The sequence below is a fragment of the Hamadaea flava genome, assembly GCF_024172085.1.
Lineage (GTDB): Bacteria > Actinomycetota > Actinomycetes > Mycobacteriales > Micromonosporaceae > Hamadaea > Hamadaea flava.
This window is the reverse complement of record NZ_JAMZDZ010000001.1, coordinates 7,814,724-7,831,274: the sequence shown is the minus strand read 5'-3', so window position 1 is coordinate 7,831,274 and position 16,551 is coordinate 7,814,724. Positions and strand designations below refer to the sequence as shown.

Genomic DNA, 16,551 nt, shown 5'->3' with positions numbered 1-16,551 from the left:
CTACCCTCGTGCATTCCTCCTAAGGCTGGAACAACTTCACGGCCCTGATCCGTACTTACGATCCAACATCATCGGGCAGCCGCTGATCGAGCGGTGTCGCTAGGGGCAGTGCCCTCCGGGCAGAAAAGGGCTAGCCATTAGACGTATACGACTATACCCTTGATCGCATGCCGCTGGACGCCGCCCGCAACAGCCTCGTACTCCCGATCCTCGGCCTCCTTGTCGAGCAACCCGCCCACGCCTACGAGGTCACCGCGCGCCTCGAGACCCGCTACCCCCATCTCAAAGTCCGTCGCAGCAGCGTGGTCACGCTGCTGAAGTCGCTGACCGACGGCGGCCTACTCCATGCCGGCGAGCCGGAAAGCGTCGCCAACCGCCCTGCCAGAACCACCTATCAGCCCACCGATGCCGGAATCAACCTGTTCCGTGTGCGCGTCCGCGAAGCGCTGACCGAGACCACGCCCGCCTCGGCCGACTTCCTCACCGCCGTGGCGTACCTGGGAATCCTGCCCACGGCTGAGGCGATCGCCGTGTTGCGCGCCCGCGTTGAACGCCTGCGGCACGAAACGCCAGTGATCCCGCTCGGCCTGCCCGAAATCCAGATGATCGAGGTTCACTACTGGCTGCGCATACTGGCCACCGAGATCACCTGGCTGACCGAGACCGCCGACCGACTCGCCGGCGGCGACCTGGAGGTGCTCGCATGAAGTTCGGTATCTATGTCGGCAGCCGCGCCGGAGCCACCTGCGCCGGTCCCGCCGATCCGCAACGGATCGGCCCACTCGTCGACGAACTGGCTGCCGGGCGTCCCTTCGTGATCCGCGAATACGTCCGCTGGTGCGGCGGCAACACCAGCCTGGAGCGAGAGATCGACGCGTCGGGCGACCTCGACCACCTGACCATGCCCGACGATTGGTACGTCACCGGCGGTCGCGAGCTGGACCTGGTGCTCAGCTACCTGCCACCGGTCGCCGACCTCGACGGCTGGCTTGACTTCATCGACCGCGCCCTCGACCGCTACGGGCACCTCGTCAAATACCTACAGGTCACCCTCGAGGCGAACTTTCCCATCCCACGTATCGACGGCAGCTCGCCCGGCGTGATCGCCGCACTCACCCAAGGTCTGCCCCACGCGCGCGCCCAGGTCCACGACGGCGTCCAGGTCGGCTTCTCGCTCGCCGAACCCGCCGAATGGCTCGGGGGCGACGACGATTTCTGGAAGAGCCTCACCTCGTTCCCGTACGCCCAGTTCGCCGCGCACGTGGATTACGTGGGACTCGGCCTCTACCCCGACGCGTTCTCACCCCATGACGACGTCCACGGCGCCACCCTGCACGCCGTGAACCACCTTCGCGACCGCCTCGCCGAGGCACATTTCCCGACCGACCTGCCGATCCACATCGCCGAGGCCGGCAGCCCAAGCGGCGCGCACCGCACACCCGCCGGCCAGGTTTCCTCCTTGACCACGCTGATCGACGCGTCCACCGCCGCGGGCGCGACGCAGTTCGAGCTCTTCGCGCTCTCCGACGCCGACTCCGCCTCCGACACCGCGCTGGGCACATTCGGCCTCTGCACCGGCGACTACATCCGCAAACCGGCCTACGAGAACTACCGAACCCGCATCAAGATGGAAGATCTATAGCGAGATCCCCCATCGAGCGAGAGGTCGCGGCTTGGCAACCCTGCTCGGCGACCATGTTCGGCGGACGGGTCACCGACGTGACCGCCGGTGAGGTGTCGCTCGCGTTTGGCGTCAGCCTGTCCGGCGCAGAGTTCCTCCGCGACACAGCAGAGGCTGCTGCGGCTGCTCTGCCGCTCTTCATCGTCGGGCTCGTCCTGTCGGCGTGGCTGATGGCCCGGCAGGTGCGCCTGCCCTGGCGAGGCAGCGACGAATTGGCCGAGCTTGTACGCTGCCACGCCGTCCTGGCCGACAATCGGGGGCGGCATGTTGCATGGGTCGTGGCCACCCGTACAGACGTCGGCCGCTCCAACACCGCAGGTTCGATCAGCGCACCAGCAGCGCCATGAAGCCGCGTTTCGCGTCGCGGTACCACTCGGGCACGCTGTTCGACGCGTACGCAGGTGCGAGGACGCCGATGTCGGGGCCGGTGCGGGTCTCGACGGCGGTCAGCATGGTCGGTCGTCTCCGCGGCGGGTCACGACGGCGGTCAGCGCAGGCTCGTCGGCGTCGGCGTCGGCGTCGAAGGGGTAGACGCCGGGCCCGAGGCGGTGGTGGCCGAGCCGCAGCAGGTCCTGGTCGACGCCGCCCGGGGTCAGCGCGAGCGTCCAGTCGCCTGCGAGCTCGTACAACTCGGGCTCGAGGTAGCCGATCTTCACGATCACGATGTCGGCGGTCTCGGGTTCGAGGCCGAGCATCCTGAAGTCGCGCAGGTAGTGGAAGGGTTTGCGCCGCTCGGTGACGATGGCGTCGACGCTCCCCGCGCGGATCACGACCTGCGTGCCGGCATCGGGGTCGCCGTCGACGATCGCGCGCACCTCGCCCGTGATCGGCACTGGACCGCGCGGGCCGGGGTCGATGCGCCCGCCGATCTCGAGCGTCACGGTCGCGCCGACGCCGGCGGCGACGGCCCCCGCGACCGCGGCCGCGTCGAAGATCGATGCGGTGATGACCTGCCGCGAGCCGTCGCGGAGGTCGTCGCGGGCGAGCAGTTCGCCGAGGGTCCATGACACGTCCCCGGCGCCCCCGGCGGTCGGATTGTCGCCGGAGTCCGATATGACGTAGGGACGCGCGGCGCCCTCCGCGAGTGCACGGTCGAGGGCGTCGCCGAGCGTGGCGGTCGGGCCGACGAACACGAACTCGGCGCGGGCATCCCAATAGCGGTGGGCCAGACGCTCGGCCTCGCGGGCGATCACCTCGCGATCGTCGCCGGTAACCACGACGGCAGCCTGGCAGCGCGGTTCGTCGGCCCAGGCGTAGCCGACCCAGATCGCGGCGTCGACGACGCCGTCGAGCGACTCGATCAGCGGCACCTCGGCGTAGATGCCCCTCGCGGGCTCCAGCCGGGTGCTCGTCTTCTCGCCGGGCAGGAGCAGCGGCACCTGCAGCCATGCTTTGAACGGCCGGCGTTCGAGCGGGTCGGTGCCGTGCTCACCGCGCAGCCGCTCGAGCAGGTTGTGCACGGCGCGCTCCTTGGTGTTCATCCAGTCCTCGTGCGGCGCCATGCGGTAGCAGGTGATGAGGTCGACCTGGTCGAGCAGGGCACGCGAAACGTTGCCGTGCAGGTCCATCGAGGTCGAGACGAGCGTGTCGGGGCCAAGGATCTCGCGCACCGCGAAGGCGAGGTCCCCCTCGGCGTCGTCCAGGCCGACGACGCTCATCGCGCCGTGGATGTCGAAGAAGAAGCCGTCGAAGGGGCCGGCTGAGTGGATGCCCTCGACGATCGCGGACTTCATCCGCTGGTACGTCTCGGGTGCGACGGGTCCGCCCGGCAGCGACCGGCCGTGGTGGATCGGTACCCACTCCGCGGCCTCGCGGAGTTCGCGCCCCTCGTCGAGGAAGGGGTAGTACCCGAGGAGCTCGTCGCCCTCGCGGATCGTGAACGCCTCGTCGCCTGACACGTGCGGCGAGAAGGTGCTCGATTCGATTGAGATGCCGCCGATGCCGATGCGGGGGCGTACGAGGCCGCCCGGTTGGATCGGGGCGAGCGGGCCCATCCAGATCTCGGATGCTTCAGGCACGGTCTGCTTCGTCATACGTGCTGCTCCATGAGGGTGCTGTAGTTACGTCGGAATAGGCGAGTGCGGCCGCGCCGATTGCGACGCCGTCGGCGCCCCGCACCTCGAGGGCGAAGTTTGCGCAAGCACCTCCGGGTGCTTGCACGCACTGGTGATGACGAAAGCACGCGCCGCGGCCCAACATACTGGGTGGCGGACGCCCGCTGCGCTCCGTCCGGGCCCTTAAGGCGACCACCTGTTCACGTCCTGGACCTTCCCGAGAGGCCGCCGATGCTTACGCAGGATCCGCTGTCGGTGTTCCGGGCACATCTTGCCAAGCTGGTCCGGTATCCCGACGGCGTCGTACCCGTTCACGGGCGGCTCCGCGGTGAGGCGTTCTTCTCCGCCGGCGACGGACTCATGGGAACCCTCGGACAGGACGAGCAGACTCGGCGTTTTCCCTCGGCGGCATCATGTTCGTCGGCCACAACCCGGCCCGGAGGACTCGCCACTGGCCCCTACGCAGGCGCAAAGGACGAGGAGTTCGTCAGCTGGTGCCAGGAGTTCCTCTACCTGCTATCGAAAGGGTTGACGGCAGTCCATGGATGGCTCGCGATCCATCAGGGCGCACGCGCGTGGACGGGCATCCGCCGAAATCTTGCGTCGCGATTGTCGGATCCGGGGCGAGCCGTTCGTGGTACGGGTGAAAGCTGACCGCGAAGGAGAAGGGAATCATCATGACCGCGCTCTACACCTGGGACGTCTTTTCCACGCTCGACGGCTACGGCTCGTTCACCGAAGGCGCCGACTGGGGCGGCTACTGGAGCAAGCAGGGCCCCGAACTACTCGCGCACCGAGCCGCCCTGTTCGACACCGAGCAGCGCATGGTGTTCGGGGCCACGACCTTCCGGGAGACCGCCGGGATCATGGCCGCGGGCACCGATCCCAACACGCTCGACGAGTGGAACGTCCGCACTCTGCGCATGCCGGCGACGGTCATTTCCTCGACGCTGACGGACACGCTCGGCTGGCCGGACGCGACCATCGTGAGCGGGGACGCCGTGGAGATCGTCGCCCGGCTCAAGGAGGCGTCGGACGTACCTCTGCGGTCTCAGGCCAGCCTGTCGCTGAACTGGGCGCTGATGGCCGCCGGCCTCGTCGACCGCCTGCAGGTGACCATCTTCCCCGTCATCTCCGGCCGGACCGGGAAGAGCCCGATCCTCGGTGGCGCGGGCGACTTCGACCTCGAGCTACTCGAGAGCCGGACGCTCGACGGCCACACGCAGGAACTCGTCTACCGCCCCACCGTCCACTGACGGCTATCGCCGTCGGATCGAGCATCCCGCCCGAGTGGTGGTTCAGTCTGTGCCGGACTCCATGGCGGCGTAGTCGAGCAGCTCGTCGTCACTTGGCACCACACCCCGGGACGCGATCGCCTCGGCTCCGCCTTCGGGCATCGCGCCGATCAGCTCCGTCGCGGCCGGCTGGGTAACGCCGATCAGGGCCGGATGAGGAGTGCCGCCAACCAGGCCGACCTGGGCGTACTGCTCAAGCTTGGCGCGCGAGTCGGCGATGTCGAGGTTGCGCATCGTCAGCTGCCCGATGCGGTCGGTCGGCCCGAACGCGGAATCCTCGGTCCGTTCCATGGACAGCTTGTCCGGGTGGTAGCTGAACGCGGGGCCGGTGGTGTCCAGGACGGAGTAGTCGTCGCCGCGGCGCAGCCGCAGTGTCACCTCACCGGTGACTGCGGTGCCGACCCAGCGTTGCAGCGACTCGCGCAACATGAGCGCCTGCGGGTCGAGCCAGCGACCCTCATACAGCAGGCGGCCGAGCCGCCGGCCGTCGCTGTGGTAGCTGGCTAGGGTGTCCTCGTTGTGGATCGCGTTGACCAGGCGCTCGTATGCGGCGTGCAGCAGCGCCATGCCCGGCGCTTCGTAGATGCCACGGCTCTTGGCCTCGATGATCCGGTTCTCGATCTGGTCGCACATGCCCATGCCGTGGCGGCCGCCGATGTGGTTCGCCTCGCGGACCAGGTCGACCGCGGAGGGGAACTCCTTGCCGTTGATCGTGACGGGACGTCCTCGCTCGAAGCCGATCGTGACGTCCTCGGGTGCGATCCCGACCTCCGGGTCCCAGAACCGCACGCCCATGATGGGCTCGACGATCTCGATACCCGTGTTCAGGTGTTCGAGCGATTTGGCCTCGTGGGTCGCTCCCCAGATATTGGCGTCGGTGGAGTACGCCTTCTCAGTGCTGTCCCGATACGGCAGGTCCCGGTCGAGCAGCCATTCGGACATCTCCTTGCGGCCGCCCAGCTCGCCGACGAAGTCGGCGTCCAGCCACGGCTTGTAGATGCGCAGCGACGGGTTGGCGAGGAGTCCGTACCGGTAGAACCGTTCGATGTCGTTGCCCTTGAATGTGGAGCCGTCGCCCCAGATCTGCACGCCGTCCTCGAGCATCGCGCGTACCAGTAGGGTGCCAGTGACCGCGCGGCCCAGCGGGGTGGTGTTGAAGTAGACCTTGCCCGCCGACCGGATGTGGAAGGCCCCGCAGGCCAGGGCGGCGAGCCCCTCCTCCACCAGAGCCGCCCGGCAGTCGACCAGGCGGGCGATCTCCGCGCCGTAGGACATCGCGCGACCGGGCACCGACGCGATGTCGGGCTCGTCGTACTGGCCGATGTCGGCGGTGTAGGTGCACGGGACTGCACCCTTTTCGCGCATCCACGCGACCGCTACCGAGGTGTCGAGTCCGCCGGAGAAGGCGATCCCGACGCGTTCGCCGACAGGCAGGGAGGAGAGAACCTTGGACACGAGAGAAAGTATGCGCCTCACTGCATTGTCATGCAAATCGGAGTTCGTCGAAGGGGACACCCGGCGCATCGTCTTAGCGGTTCGAGCGGTACGCGAGGCGTCGAAAGCCATCAGCAGCCAGGTCGGACCGCAGAGCCGATACGGTGATCGCCGTGTACCGGGCGGGAAGCCTGGCCGTGGGTCGCCCCGAGAAGCAGATCGCCACCATCTTCAGCGGCATCACCGACCCTGAGATCTACCTGGATTACTGACCGCTGAGCGGCATGAGAGTGCGTCGCGACAATGACTCGCACGCGGGCTGCTGCCATGCCTACCCTGGTCGGGCACGGCATGGTGGTGGTGCCGGTGAACTGCGACCGCACGGGTGACGAAACGCAGGTCGGCCAGGCACCGGGAAGGGTGCATTGCAGTGCAACGATCAGGTCCGTGTGCGTCGCAAGCGTGGAGTTATGGAGCTGCCTCGGATCAGTTCGATCATGGCGACTCGAGGTACGCGCGTAGCTTGTTCGCGTGCGGCAAGCGCTCGTCGGCCGGGGTGAAATCCTGCTGCGGGTGAGTGAAGTAGAGCTCGTCTCCGATGTACCGCGGGAAGACATGCATATGGTAGTGCCACCGGTCTTGGTTTCCGGCAGGCTCGTTGTGCTGGCGTAGAGACGTTCCAGCGCAGCCGTAGGTCTGCCGGATGGCGATCGCGATCTCGCGTGCCAGGTCATGGATCGCGTGCCCGTAGCGGGACGGCAGGTCATACAGATTCTCGTAGTGGGCGTTTGGCACGATCATCACGTGACCGTGATTCTTCGGCCACCATCGGGGCGAGACGAACGCGGTAGCCAACTCGACGCGCCGCACGACGTCACGCTGCGTTCGCCATTCATCCTCACCACCCGTCACCAGTCGGCAGAAGGGACACACATAGTCGGCCGGTGCGTGGTTGAACATGACACCTCTCATGATCCGCAGTGGAGAGGAGGCGGAGGGCCCACTTTAGCTTCCGGCCGAGACCGCGAACTTACGAGATCAGCTGAGCTCGTCTACCGGTCTGACCTGCATCCTGCAAGTCCCGAACTGCCGGCCAACCGATCCTCCCACTAGCTGATGGGTATCGGAGGACGGTCCGCGCCACCTTCGATCTGCTCCGAAAACCCATCCGATTGCGGGCATGACGTCATGCACCAAGCCCGTGTGCGCGTACGCATCTGTGCGCATTCGCCCGTACGCCGACACGCCCGGCTTTCGCCCAGGTCAGACACGGGTCGGGTCGAACCACACGTCTTCGTAACCGGGCGCGATGACGAACCCCCAGCCCGGCGGCAGCGCGAGATACGGCACGACCTCCGGCCACCGCTCGTGCAGGTGCGCGGTATGCCACGGCACGTAGAAGTCGTCCGCCTCCGAGTATTCGCCGGTCCACAGATACCAGCCGGTGGTCCCACCTTCGAGGGCGTGCCGGATGCCGTAAACCGGCCAGTTCGCCGACGACAGCCCACTACGCCACGACCCGCCACCCGGCCCGCGAGACAGCATGCTGCGCGATACCCCGGTGTTCCCCACCGCGGACGCCGCGACGGGCAGGACCTCGAAGCGGCGGCAGAGCTCTACCTGCTCGAGTGTGACGTCCCTGGATACGGCCATTCGTGGAACCTAACCGATTCAGCACCTGCGGCGGCGGTCCACGTTGATCCGGTCCGCTGGGCAAAGCGCCACACCAGCGCCAAGGTGCGGGCCAAGCCGGCCCGGACGGCCCATGCCGACAAGCTAGCCACGGCGCGTCGTCGATGCCTTCACCTCGACACTTCGTCGACCGCTTCACCTCTCATGCCCTCGACGAAGGTCTGGAAGATAAGGGCAGCGACCGGGCTCCGTGCTACAAGGCGGTAACACTCATCTCCCCGCAATGATTGGCTGAATCGTTCGTTAAGGCGTTAGCGCGGGGCGCGTTCGTTCCGGCGGGCGCGTCATGTGGTCGCAGTGTTGACGTCGGTTAGTCGAAGCAAGACCACGCCGCCCACGATGAGCGCGAGTGCGAGCGATCTGAGAGGGCTGACGGGTTCGTGGAGCCAGATCATTCCGACGATCGCGGTGCCGAGAGCGCCGATGCCGACAAAGACCGCGTAGGCGGTGCCAACGGGAACGGTCTTCATCGCGACGTTGAGAATCAGGAGGACTGCGATGGTCAGTGCGCCGCAGACGACCGTCGGGAGCAGTTTGGTGAAGCCTTCCGTCAGTCGGATGCTGTGCGCCCACGCGATCTCCAGGACTCCAGCCGCGACGATGGCGATCCAGCCGATGCTCACGAGAGGTCCAGCCGGGCGAGTTCGGTTCGCAGGTCGCCGGTGAGTTCGAACGACAGCGCAGCAAGGTTGGCCGCCTGATGTTCAGACACCGCCGAGCCGGGAATGACCGCCGTTGTTGGGCTTTGGTCGAGAATCCAGGCCAAGGCGATCGTTGCCGGAGATACGCCGGCGGCCTGCGCGAGGGCCCGAAGCGGCGAGTCCAGCCTGGCCAGAAGGCCGTTGCCGAGCGGGCGGAACGCCAGATACGGGATGCCCAGTTGTGTCGCGGCGTCGAGAACATCTCGACCGGCATCGAGTCCTAGACGAAACTCGTTCTCTACCGACGCGATAGGCGTGACCGTCCGAGCACGCTCGAACAGGTCGAGCGAAACGTTCGAAACTCCGACATGGGCGACCAGCCCTTCGTCCTTCAGGTCGGCCAGCACGCCGACGGTGTCCTCGAACGGGATTGTGCTGTCTGGCATGTATCTCGCATGGACCAGCGACAGCCTGTCGATGCGGAGCTGGCGAAGGTTGTCGTGCACCGCGCCACGGATCGCCTCCGGCGTCGCGTCGGCGGTGAAGCCACCGTCGGGGGTTCGGCGAGCGCCCACCTTCGTCGCGATCAGGACCTCGTCGGGGTAGGGGGAGAGCGCCTCGGCGAGCAGCCGGTTCGCGATCTCGGGACCGTAGTACGCGGACGTGTCGATGAGCCGCACGCCCTGTGCAACCGCGCTGCGAACTACTTCCTTGCAGGCCTCGGGATCGACGGGGCTTCCCAACGCCTTCGGTCCGGTGAGCTGCATCGTGCCGTAACCGACGCGTCCCACCTCGTAGCCGGCGATGGTGATCGTCGCGTTCCGCATCGTGCCTCCTCCAATAAGTGGACACCGTGTCCAGATACGAGACAATACACGAAGTGGACGAGGCGTCCAGTTAGCATGGGAGGGTGAGGAAGAAGTTGCTCGACACATCGCCGCAGGAGCGAGCCGACGCGGCCGCGAACCGACAGCGCATCTTGGCCGCCGCCGAACAACTCTTCGCTGCTCAGGGGCCATCGATCACCATGTCGGATCTCGCCACCGCCGCCGGCGTCGGACGAGGCACGCTCTATCGGCGGTATCCCGACGTCGCCTCGGTCGCCGTTGCCCTGCTCGACGTCCACGAACGAGCATTGCAGCAACAGCTTCTCTCCGGTCCGCCGCCACTCGGTCCCGGTGCCTCACCCGATGAACGGTTGACGGCCTTCTACGCGGCCATGGTCGACCTGTTGGAACAGCATCTGCCGCTCGCACTGGGAGCCGAACTAGGCGCCGCCCGTTTCAGCACCGGCGCCTACGGGTTCTGGCGAACCTTCGTCGCCTCACAGGTTCGAGAGGCGGGTGTACGCGAGGACACACTCCCCGACGTGCTGCTCGCTCCACTCTCCCCCGAGGTCTACCAGTATCAACGGCACGTACGGAAGCAGTCAGTCGCGGACATCAAGAAAGCACTCGGTCGCCTTGCAGCGGTTCTCAAGATAGACAGAACTTGACGTCCGTCGAGGAACTTCACTTCGGTAGCCGGAGGCGCCGCGCCGAAGCGCCTCGTAGACGTAATCGTCGAGGTCGTAAGTGGTCAGCATGATCACGCGGGGTCGCGGCCCGGCCCCGGCCAGGATGCGTCGCGTCGCGGTGATCCCGTCGATCCCAGGCATCCGTCCATGAGTATTACCCGGATCATGTCGTCGACCTGGGCAAGGCGATCCTGGTCCGGATGTGTGACCGCATCGAAGCCGAACAGCCCGCGGACCTTGCCGCGCTCTACGCGATCACGCACGCGGCGACCGAGGAGTTCAACGACCTTGAGGAAGCTTTCGGCCAGGCGGGCAGCGAGATCGAGACCGTTGCCCGCGACGCGATCGGCACGGACTTCCACTTCATCGCAACGGCTACTGGTTCGCTGACGCCGAGCTGATCAAGCGGGTCGTCGGGGTTCATGAAGACCTGCCAGCGGCTCTCGCCAGAGACATCGCAGATTCGCCGAACAGTGGCGTGCGTGTTCGATGCTGATCGCGACGGAGATCCAACGCTCGTTGGCCGAACATCGCCAGGTGGCGGCTCAGCCGAACGCGAACTCATGCCCCACTGACGATCACAACTTCGTTGCCTTCGGGGTCGGCGACCCGCCAGCGATCCTTCGACTCGTCAAGGAGCCGGCCACCAGCTGCGACGGTCGTGGCGAGGCGCGTCTGCGCGAGGTCCGACGGCACCGCGAGCTCGAAGTGGATGCGGTTGCGCTGCTTGCGCCGCTGCGTCTCCGATGCGTCGAGCTTTTGGAACACCAGCACTGGGTTCAGCCGCCGCGGATCGTGAATATCGGTAACTCCGGCTCGCCGGTCGTGGGTGTATCCGAGTGCGGCGACCCAGAACGCGCGTACTGCGGCGACGTCGGCGGCGTCGAGGAAGAGCTGAGCGAAGCGCGGCAGCCTCAGATCCGCAGTGGCCCCGAGTTCGCGGGCAGCAGTCTGGAGGTTTGCGGCGAAGTCAGTGAAGTCGAGCTCGAGGCCGTGGGCGTCGTCCCCCCACTGGTCCTTACCGCTGTCGATGATCATGAGCCCCGGGCGCAGGTCGACCAGCAGCGGGAAGCGCGCGTCGTAGGCTAGCGCCGCTGCTGCGGCGGCCAGGTCACCCTGTTGCGTCGGCGAGGTGATGCGGTAACACGCCATCGCGCTAAACACCACCTGCCAGTCGGCTGTCTCGCTCCTCTCGCCGAGTACTGCGCCCGGCACCAGGTCGACCTCGTTACCGTCGGGGTCACGGTGACAGACCCCGAACGGTCCCGATGCCTCACCAAGACCCACCTGCTCGACCGCCGCGGCTGGCCTCACCACGTCGAGGTGGATACGGTTTCGCAATGGCCGCGGCTCGGTCGACCGCCGGATCCGTACCGCGGGGTCGCGCCGCAACGGATCCGCCAAACCCCCATCCTCGCCCGGCGCGTAGTCGAGCACGCGCCGCCAGAACCGCCTCACCACAGACGGGTCCGCGGACTCGATCACAACGCTCAGGTGTTGCAGCACTGCAGGGTTTGCGACCAGCCCAAGATCCCGAGCGGCCGCCGAAACCGCCTGGGCGTGCTCGTCTGAGGCGAGGCGCACCCGCATGCCTGTCGCACGCAGGTCGACCACGATCTCGGCCGATACGTCCAGGATGCGCCTGGCCAGCGCAGCCCCCTCGATCAACGACGGCGCGTCAAACCATGCCGTCGCAACGCCATCGACCACCCGCCAATCCACTCCGATCGCTGTCATGTCCGGCACTGTACAGCTCATTTCGGACAATATCCGCCCGGACAGTGATCATGCATCGCAGGCCCTTGAGGTACGCCGTTGAACATCGGCAACCTGGCCAAGATCTGGCTCGGAGAGGCAGAGCGTTCGGAGCACTACCGCCAGGTGGCATTGCACTACGCAAGGCGCGCATCCTGGGACTGCGCCGCGCAAAGCGGTTGCCAGGAGTGGAATGTTCCGGAGGTGGCCGCCAGCCCGGTGGCTGGCCGAAGCTCGCCGGCGCGGAGTCCTTGACGCGTACGCCCCCTCCACCGACGCAGCGGGTGACCCGAAGCGGACGGTTATGTGGGGTCGACGCAGGCAGTGGAGCTCGCGGCCCTCCGGCGCAGATCCGGTCCGCCCTCGCCGAAGCGGAAAGGTCCTCTTCCCGTGGCTGTTCAGGTCCTGGTCTTATAATGGGCGTAGCAGCGTTTTCTGCCACGCTGGGCCGCCTGTTTCACTGGCGCGTACTCAATCCGGTGAGCCGGACTCGACGCCGGAACGATGTCCGATGCGTATCCCGGGACGGGAGAAGAAGATGAAAGAGTACAAGTACGTCTGTGAAGACGATAACTCTCTCATGGCATCCAACGATGAAGCGGAATTCCTAGAAGCATTGAAGAGCCACCTCGCCCAGCATGACATGAGCGGGGTGACGCTGAACGACGCAGCTCAGAAGGTTCTGGAAAAGGTCAAGAAGGAGATGGATATGGCCCAATGATCCGCAGCATGACTTTTTGGAGGCGGGTCAGAGGTTGCCTGCAGCGGGTCGTTCCTGCCATGGAGACATGTGCCGGCTCAGCGCAGTGATGCACCTCGGGCCTGCCTTCTCGCTATCACGGGTCATTCTGGCGCAAGAAGGCGGGACTCGATATGGCGTCGAAGAGCTGATCTCCACCCGCGAATGGTGGCCGCGCGACGCCGGTGGCCGTCGGCACCATCACCAGAAAGTAATTGGGCTCGCTGCACCGTTCCGGCTTGAGGATGGTTCAGACGGGTCGCCGTGGCGCGTGGGCTCTCAGCCGTCGGCGGCAACCGGGTACTGGTTCTGGAACGCCAGCCGCGCGTCGGCACCTTGCGCAAGCTGATCAAGCAGGTCGTCGAGGTTCATGAAGACCTGCCAGCGGCTCTCGCCAGAGACCTCGCAAATTCGCTGAACGATGCGGTCTTCGAGGCCCGGTACCCGTTTGGCCTTCCAGATCTTGTCGGCGAGGCTGACGAGGAGGTCCTCGGTGCCGACGTCGGGCGCGGCCCATGTTCCGTGATTGGCTGCGAAGCGGGCCCGCCGGGGCTCGACGCCCGATTCGACAAGCAGTTCATACCCTGCCAGCTCATGACGCGTGCCGGGCTGCGACAGCTCGGCGATGTGGATCGTCTTGCCGATGTCGTGCGTCGCCGCGCCGAACAGCCTCTTCCCGGTTGACCAGCAGCGCTGGACAAATGTCGGTGATCGCCTCGGTGAGCTGCCACGCCACGTCGTGCACCGCGCGCAGATGCGCCGCCAGTCTCGCCGGCGCGGCGAGTTTTCGTAGCAGGGCGGCGGCGTCTTCCGGCAATGGCCGCACTGGCGCGGCGTCGGTCAGTGCTCGATCGAGCAGCCGGGTCCCGAATCATGTCGCAGACGAGACGTTGGGGCCCGCCCCCGGGGACACGAACCGTCGCGAAGCCCTGACCTTAGCCGCCGGTGGCAGAAAAGTGCATGTAGTCCTTCAGGGATCGATAGTCGCCGCCCCACTTCCATCCGATCGCGGCGAAGGCCCGGACAGCCTGCGTGTGGGGTTGCACCATTCCGGGTCGCGCATCGGCTCGGTCGAGGTAGGCGGTGGCGAGTTCCGGCAGGATGATCTCGCCTTTGTGGTACGGGTTCTGGAACGGGTTGAGATCCACGGCGAGGCCGTAGGCGTGCTGGGACCACCCGTTTTGGCCGCGTACCGGTCGGCAGGCGAACGCCTCGGTGGTGTTGTCGTCGCCGGTCGGCGGTGCGTTCAGTTCTGCGGCGCTGGAGATCCGCATACGCTCGATCGGGAAGCCCACTGCGAAGAGTCGCTGGAACACGGTGACCAGGTCGTCAGCCGCCCGAGAGTTGGCCAGCAGCTCTCCGGTGTGGGCGAGTCCGTCGAAGCCGCGGAAGCTCACTGTGATGTAGCGCAGGTCGGCCGCGGCGACCGGGCAGTCCTTGGTCCAGCTGGACCGAGCGAGTACGCCAGCCGGTACCGCCTGGACGGTTGCGTGAAAGCGGCCGTCCGCCGGTGGTGGCAAGTCGTCGACGGTGACGATCGACCGGTTACGCAGCTCGGTCGGCGTCTGCTGGGCGGCGGCGAACCCCTGCGGCCCTACCGGGAGCACTCGCGTTCCCAGCCATGACGGCGCGGCGGTCGCGTTGCCGATGCGAGTGGGCACAGGGCTTGGAGACTCGGTCGACGCGGTCGGCGAAGCGGCCGCGGTTTGTGTCGGCTTGTCCGCTTCCGGGCCGGCCGGGGCGCCCGAACAGCCGGATAGGACGTAGCCCACGAGCGCAGCCACGGCCAGGAGACACGCCGCCCGGCCGCCGTCGCGCCACCGAGGAGCAGCAGTCGTGCGGGCCGCGGAGCGGGTGGACGACGAGACGACTTCGGGGGCGCACATTTCGACAAGGATAGCGTTTGCCCAGGTGAGAGCGGGGGCTACGAATGATCACGACGACGCCGGCATCTACGGATCTGCCCCCAGCGCACCTTGCCGAGACCGCGAAGCCGACGGTCACGCCAAGAGGCACCGCAGGAAGGGTACGCCGGGGATGTGCTGGGAGGCGTTGCGGCGGCCTGCTTCAGCGGCCAAGCCAGACGATGCGTGACTTCGGCGCCTACGCTGCTTGACCCCTTCCAGAGACACGGCCTAAACCTCCGGTCGCAGGGTTCGATTCCTGCCGGGATCACTTGTTGATCAGACTTCCGATAGTCGATGCGTTAGTGCCCCTGACCGCTCGTGCCCGCCAGCCCGGCAATAAACACTAAATGCTGTAATCAAGTGATTTGCCAGCTTGGTGGTCACCTCGGGCCGTGGCCGAACTGCTGCGGCAAATGTGGCCTCCACCAGACGAAATAGGCACGAGGAAAGTGCCGGGTTTCCGTGTTGAGGGGTGGGCGGACTGAGAGTGGGTTGCCTAGCATCGGCCCATGCGCCGCGCCGAAGCCCCCCATGAAACTGCTGGTGGTCGCCATCGATCGGCGATACCCCGGCAGGGAACCCAGCCCGCACCCCGACACCGTGCGGCGAACGGGCGGCCGAGCACCCTCCGCCGCCTCCTTGCGGCCAGCGGCTTGGCGGGGGTCATCTCCTTCGGCATGGCGGGGGGAGCGCCGGTCTTGCCGGACCACACCGGTGAGATCGCGCTGGGCGACACCAGCGAGCAGCGCGCGATGGCGGCGGAGACGGAGACTTCCCGATCTGTCGGCCGGACCACGAGCGCGCCGACGCAGACTGCAACACCAACCCCGACGGCTCCGGTGTCACCAGCGACGACTACTTCCTCGGCGGCACCGACAGCCCGGATTCCGGCTGCTGCCAGTGGCGGATCGGGTGGTCCACGGACGGATCGGACCAACCTGTCGTACAGCAACGGCGGCATCACGTCGTCGTATCACTTGTACGCGGCGGGGCTGAACTGGACCAAGCCGGTCGGCCTGCTGGTCTACGCCGACGGATCGGGCGAATACGGATTGAAGAACCCGTCGTCCACATATCTGCTCGCGGGCACCAGCGGCATGATCGCCGTCGCGAAACGGCAGAACATGGTCCTCCTGACTCCCTTGGCGCCTGGCACAGGCTGCCCTGACGGTGACGGCACCTGCTGGTACGAGACATCGTCGGGCTACACGCCGATACAGAAGACGGCTTGGTCGCACAACCTGGTGGAGTACGTGAAGAGCCGCTACAACATCGACACGGCACGGGTTGCGCTGGGCGGTTACTCCTCGGGGGCACAGTGGCTCACGGAGTATTTCGCACCCGCATACGGCGTGCGGACGATGACAGACGGCGTGGGCGTCGCGATCTCCTACGGTGGCCGTTGCATCGCCACACCGACGTTCACCGCCGCGTACAAGGCCGCCGTGCCATTCGTGTGGGACGTCGGCGATCAAGACTCGGCTTGGACGAGCGCGTACGGCGTCAAGGCCGGTGAATCGTGGTACCGGGCCAACGGGTTCACGACTCAGCTTCACGTCGTGCCTGGAGTGGACCACGATCGATCTGGCCAGTTCGGCGCGATCATGGAGCGGGAGATCCGGAAGCAACTCGGGGCGTGAGGTGGCGCCCGACCAGGGGACGAAGGCTAGGAGTTTTCCTAACGCGGTGAAGGTTCGCGGCGGGTTGCCGCGCTACCGCTCGACGGCTTCCGGTCGTCCAAGATCCCTGAGGATGACTCGGTCCTGCAGAGTGAGCACGGCGATCACCTGAATCCGCCTCGGTTGGGTTTGCCAGCCAGCAGCGTGAGGCTTGTGCC

18 protein-coding genes are annotated in these 16,551 nt (G+C 66.6%); 9 read left to right on the top strand and 9 right to left on the bottom strand.

Annotated features, from left to right (window positions below):
• Window positions 1-167: 167 nt before the first annotated feature.
• The 3 genes from HDA40_RS36580 to HDA40_RS36570 all read left to right on the top strand — a co-directional run bounded on the left by HDA40_RS36580 (window position 168) and on the right by HDA40_RS36570 (window position 2,028).
• Window positions 168-707 (top strand): PadR family transcriptional regulator, encoded by a 540-nt coding sequence (locus HDA40_RS36580; RefSeq protein ID WP_253762446.1) that lies wholly within the window; start codon window positions 168-170, stop codon window positions 705-707.
• Window positions 704-1,642 (top strand): hypothetical protein, encoded by a 939-nt coding sequence (locus HDA40_RS36575; RefSeq protein WP_253762445.1) that lies wholly within the window; start codon window positions 704-706, stop codon window positions 1,640-1,642. Before HDA40_RS36580 ends, HDA40_RS36575 begins: the two co-directional genes overlap by 4 nt.
• Before the next feature lie 77 nt (window positions 1,643-1,719).
• Entirely contained in the window at window positions 1,720-2,028 is a 309-nt protein-coding gene (locus HDA40_RS36570) for a hypothetical protein (RefSeq protein ID WP_253762444.1), read from the top strand.
• Here the strand turns inward: HDA40_RS36570 and HDA40_RS41830 are convergent.
• Both HDA40_RS41830 and HDA40_RS36565 read right to left on the bottom strand, forming a co-directional pair.
• On the bottom strand, window positions 2,006-2,134 hold the full coding sequence (locus HDA40_RS41830; RefSeq protein WP_275978384.1) for a hypothetical protein: 129 nt from the start codon (window positions 2,132-2,134) through the stop codon (window positions 2,006-2,008). The two genes, HDA40_RS36570 and HDA40_RS41830, sit on opposite strands and share 23 nt — an antisense overlap.
• Window positions 2,128-3,675: a M81 family metallopeptidase gene (locus HDA40_RS36565; protein WP_372503210.1), complete on the bottom strand. Its 1,548-nt coding sequence runs from the start codon at window positions 3,673-3,675 to the stop codon at window positions 2,128-2,130. The genes HDA40_RS41830 and HDA40_RS36565 overlap by 7 nt, the downstream gene beginning before the upstream one ends.
• A 737-nt stretch (window positions 3,676-4,412) precedes the next feature.
• On the opposite strand from HDA40_RS36565, the gene HDA40_RS36560 reads away from it, so the two are divergent.
• On the top strand, window positions 4,413-4,991 hold the full coding sequence (locus tag HDA40_RS36560; protein WP_253762442.1) for a dihydrofolate reductase family protein: 579 nt from the start codon (window positions 4,413-4,415) through the stop codon (window positions 4,989-4,991).
• 42 nt (window positions 4,992-5,033) lie between these two features.
• Here HDA40_RS36560 and argG read toward each other — a convergent pair whose 3' ends face one another.
• From argG to HDA40_RS36535, 5 genes are all read right to left on the bottom strand, one after another.
• On the bottom strand, window positions 5,034-6,485 hold the full coding sequence (argG, locus tag HDA40_RS36555) for an argininosuccinate synthase (protein ID WP_253762441.1): 1,452 nt from the start codon (window positions 6,483-6,485) through the stop codon (window positions 5,034-5,036).
• A gap of 474 nt (window positions 6,486-6,959) precedes the next feature.
• On the bottom strand, window positions 6,960-7,424 hold the full coding sequence (locus tag HDA40_RS36550; protein WP_253762440.1) for an HIT family protein: 465 nt from the start codon (window positions 7,422-7,424) through the stop codon (window positions 6,960-6,962).
• Window positions 7,425-7,727: 303 nt separating this feature from the next.
• The gene (locus HDA40_RS36545) at window positions 7,728-8,117 is read right to left on the bottom strand and encodes an immunity protein Imm33 domain-containing protein (RefSeq protein ID WP_253762439.1); all 390 of its coding nucleotides are present in this window, start codon (window positions 8,115-8,117) and stop codon (window positions 7,728-7,730) included.
• Between the two features lie 323 nt (window positions 8,118-8,440).
• Window positions 8,441-8,779 (bottom strand): DMT family transporter, encoded by a 339-nt coding sequence (locus tag HDA40_RS36540; RefSeq protein ID WP_253762438.1) that lies wholly within the window; start codon window positions 8,777-8,779, stop codon window positions 8,441-8,443.
• The gene (locus HDA40_RS36535) at window positions 8,776-9,624 is read right to left on the bottom strand and encodes an aldo/keto reductase (protein ID WP_253762437.1); all 849 of its coding nucleotides are present in this window, start codon (window positions 9,622-9,624) and stop codon (window positions 8,776-8,778) included. Before HDA40_RS36535 ends, HDA40_RS36540 begins: the two co-directional genes overlap by 4 nt.
• Window positions 9,625-9,707: 83 nt before the next feature.
• Between HDA40_RS36535 and HDA40_RS36530 the strand changes: the two genes are divergently transcribed.
• Window positions 9,708-10,292: a TetR/AcrR family transcriptional regulator gene (locus HDA40_RS36530; RefSeq protein ID WP_253762436.1), complete on the top strand. Its 585-nt coding sequence runs from the start codon at window positions 9,708-9,710 to the stop codon at window positions 10,290-10,292.
• 221 nt (window positions 10,293-10,513) lie between these two features.
• Complete coding sequence (locus HDA40_RS36520) at window positions 10,514-10,714, top strand: DUF5713 family protein (protein ID WP_253762435.1); 201 nt, start codon at window positions 10,514-10,516, stop codon at window positions 10,712-10,714.
• Between the two features lie 160 nt (window positions 10,715-10,874).
• On the opposite strand, the gene HDA40_RS36515 is transcribed toward HDA40_RS36520, so the two are convergent.
• Entirely contained in the window at window positions 10,875-12,050 is a 1,176-nt protein-coding gene (locus HDA40_RS36515) for a VOC family protein (protein ID WP_253762434.1), read from the bottom strand.
• A gap of 556 nt (window positions 12,051-12,606) precedes the next feature.
• On the opposite strand from HDA40_RS36515, the gene HDA40_RS36510 reads away from it, so the two are divergent.
• Window positions 12,607-12,789 carry a hypothetical protein gene (locus HDA40_RS36510; RefSeq protein WP_253762433.1) on the top strand — a complete coding sequence of 61 codons (183 nt, stop codon included), beginning with the start codon at window positions 12,607-12,609 and terminating at the stop codon, window positions 12,787-12,789.
• A gap of 282 nt (window positions 12,790-13,071) precedes the next feature.
• Window positions 13,072-13,491, top strand: a complete 420-nt coding sequence (locus HDA40_RS36505) for a hypothetical protein (RefSeq protein WP_253762432.1) — start codon at window positions 13,072-13,074, stop codon at window positions 13,489-13,491.
• Between the two features lie 251 nt (window positions 13,492-13,742).
• On the opposite strand, the gene HDA40_RS36500 is transcribed toward HDA40_RS36505, so the two are convergent.
• The gene (locus HDA40_RS36500; RefSeq protein WP_253762431.1) at window positions 13,743-14,693 is read right to left on the bottom strand and encodes a M15 family metallopeptidase; all 951 of its coding nucleotides are present in this window, start codon (window positions 14,691-14,693) and stop codon (window positions 13,743-13,745) included.
• Between the two features lie 719 nt (window positions 14,694-15,412).
• Between HDA40_RS36500 and HDA40_RS36495 the strand changes: the two genes are divergently transcribed.
• Window positions 15,413-16,354, top strand: coding sequence for a dienelactone hydrolase family protein (locus tag HDA40_RS36495; protein WP_253762430.1), 942 nt, complete (start codon window positions 15,413-15,415; stop codon window positions 16,352-16,354).
• The last annotated feature ends 197 nt before the right edge of the window (window positions 16,355-16,551 follow it).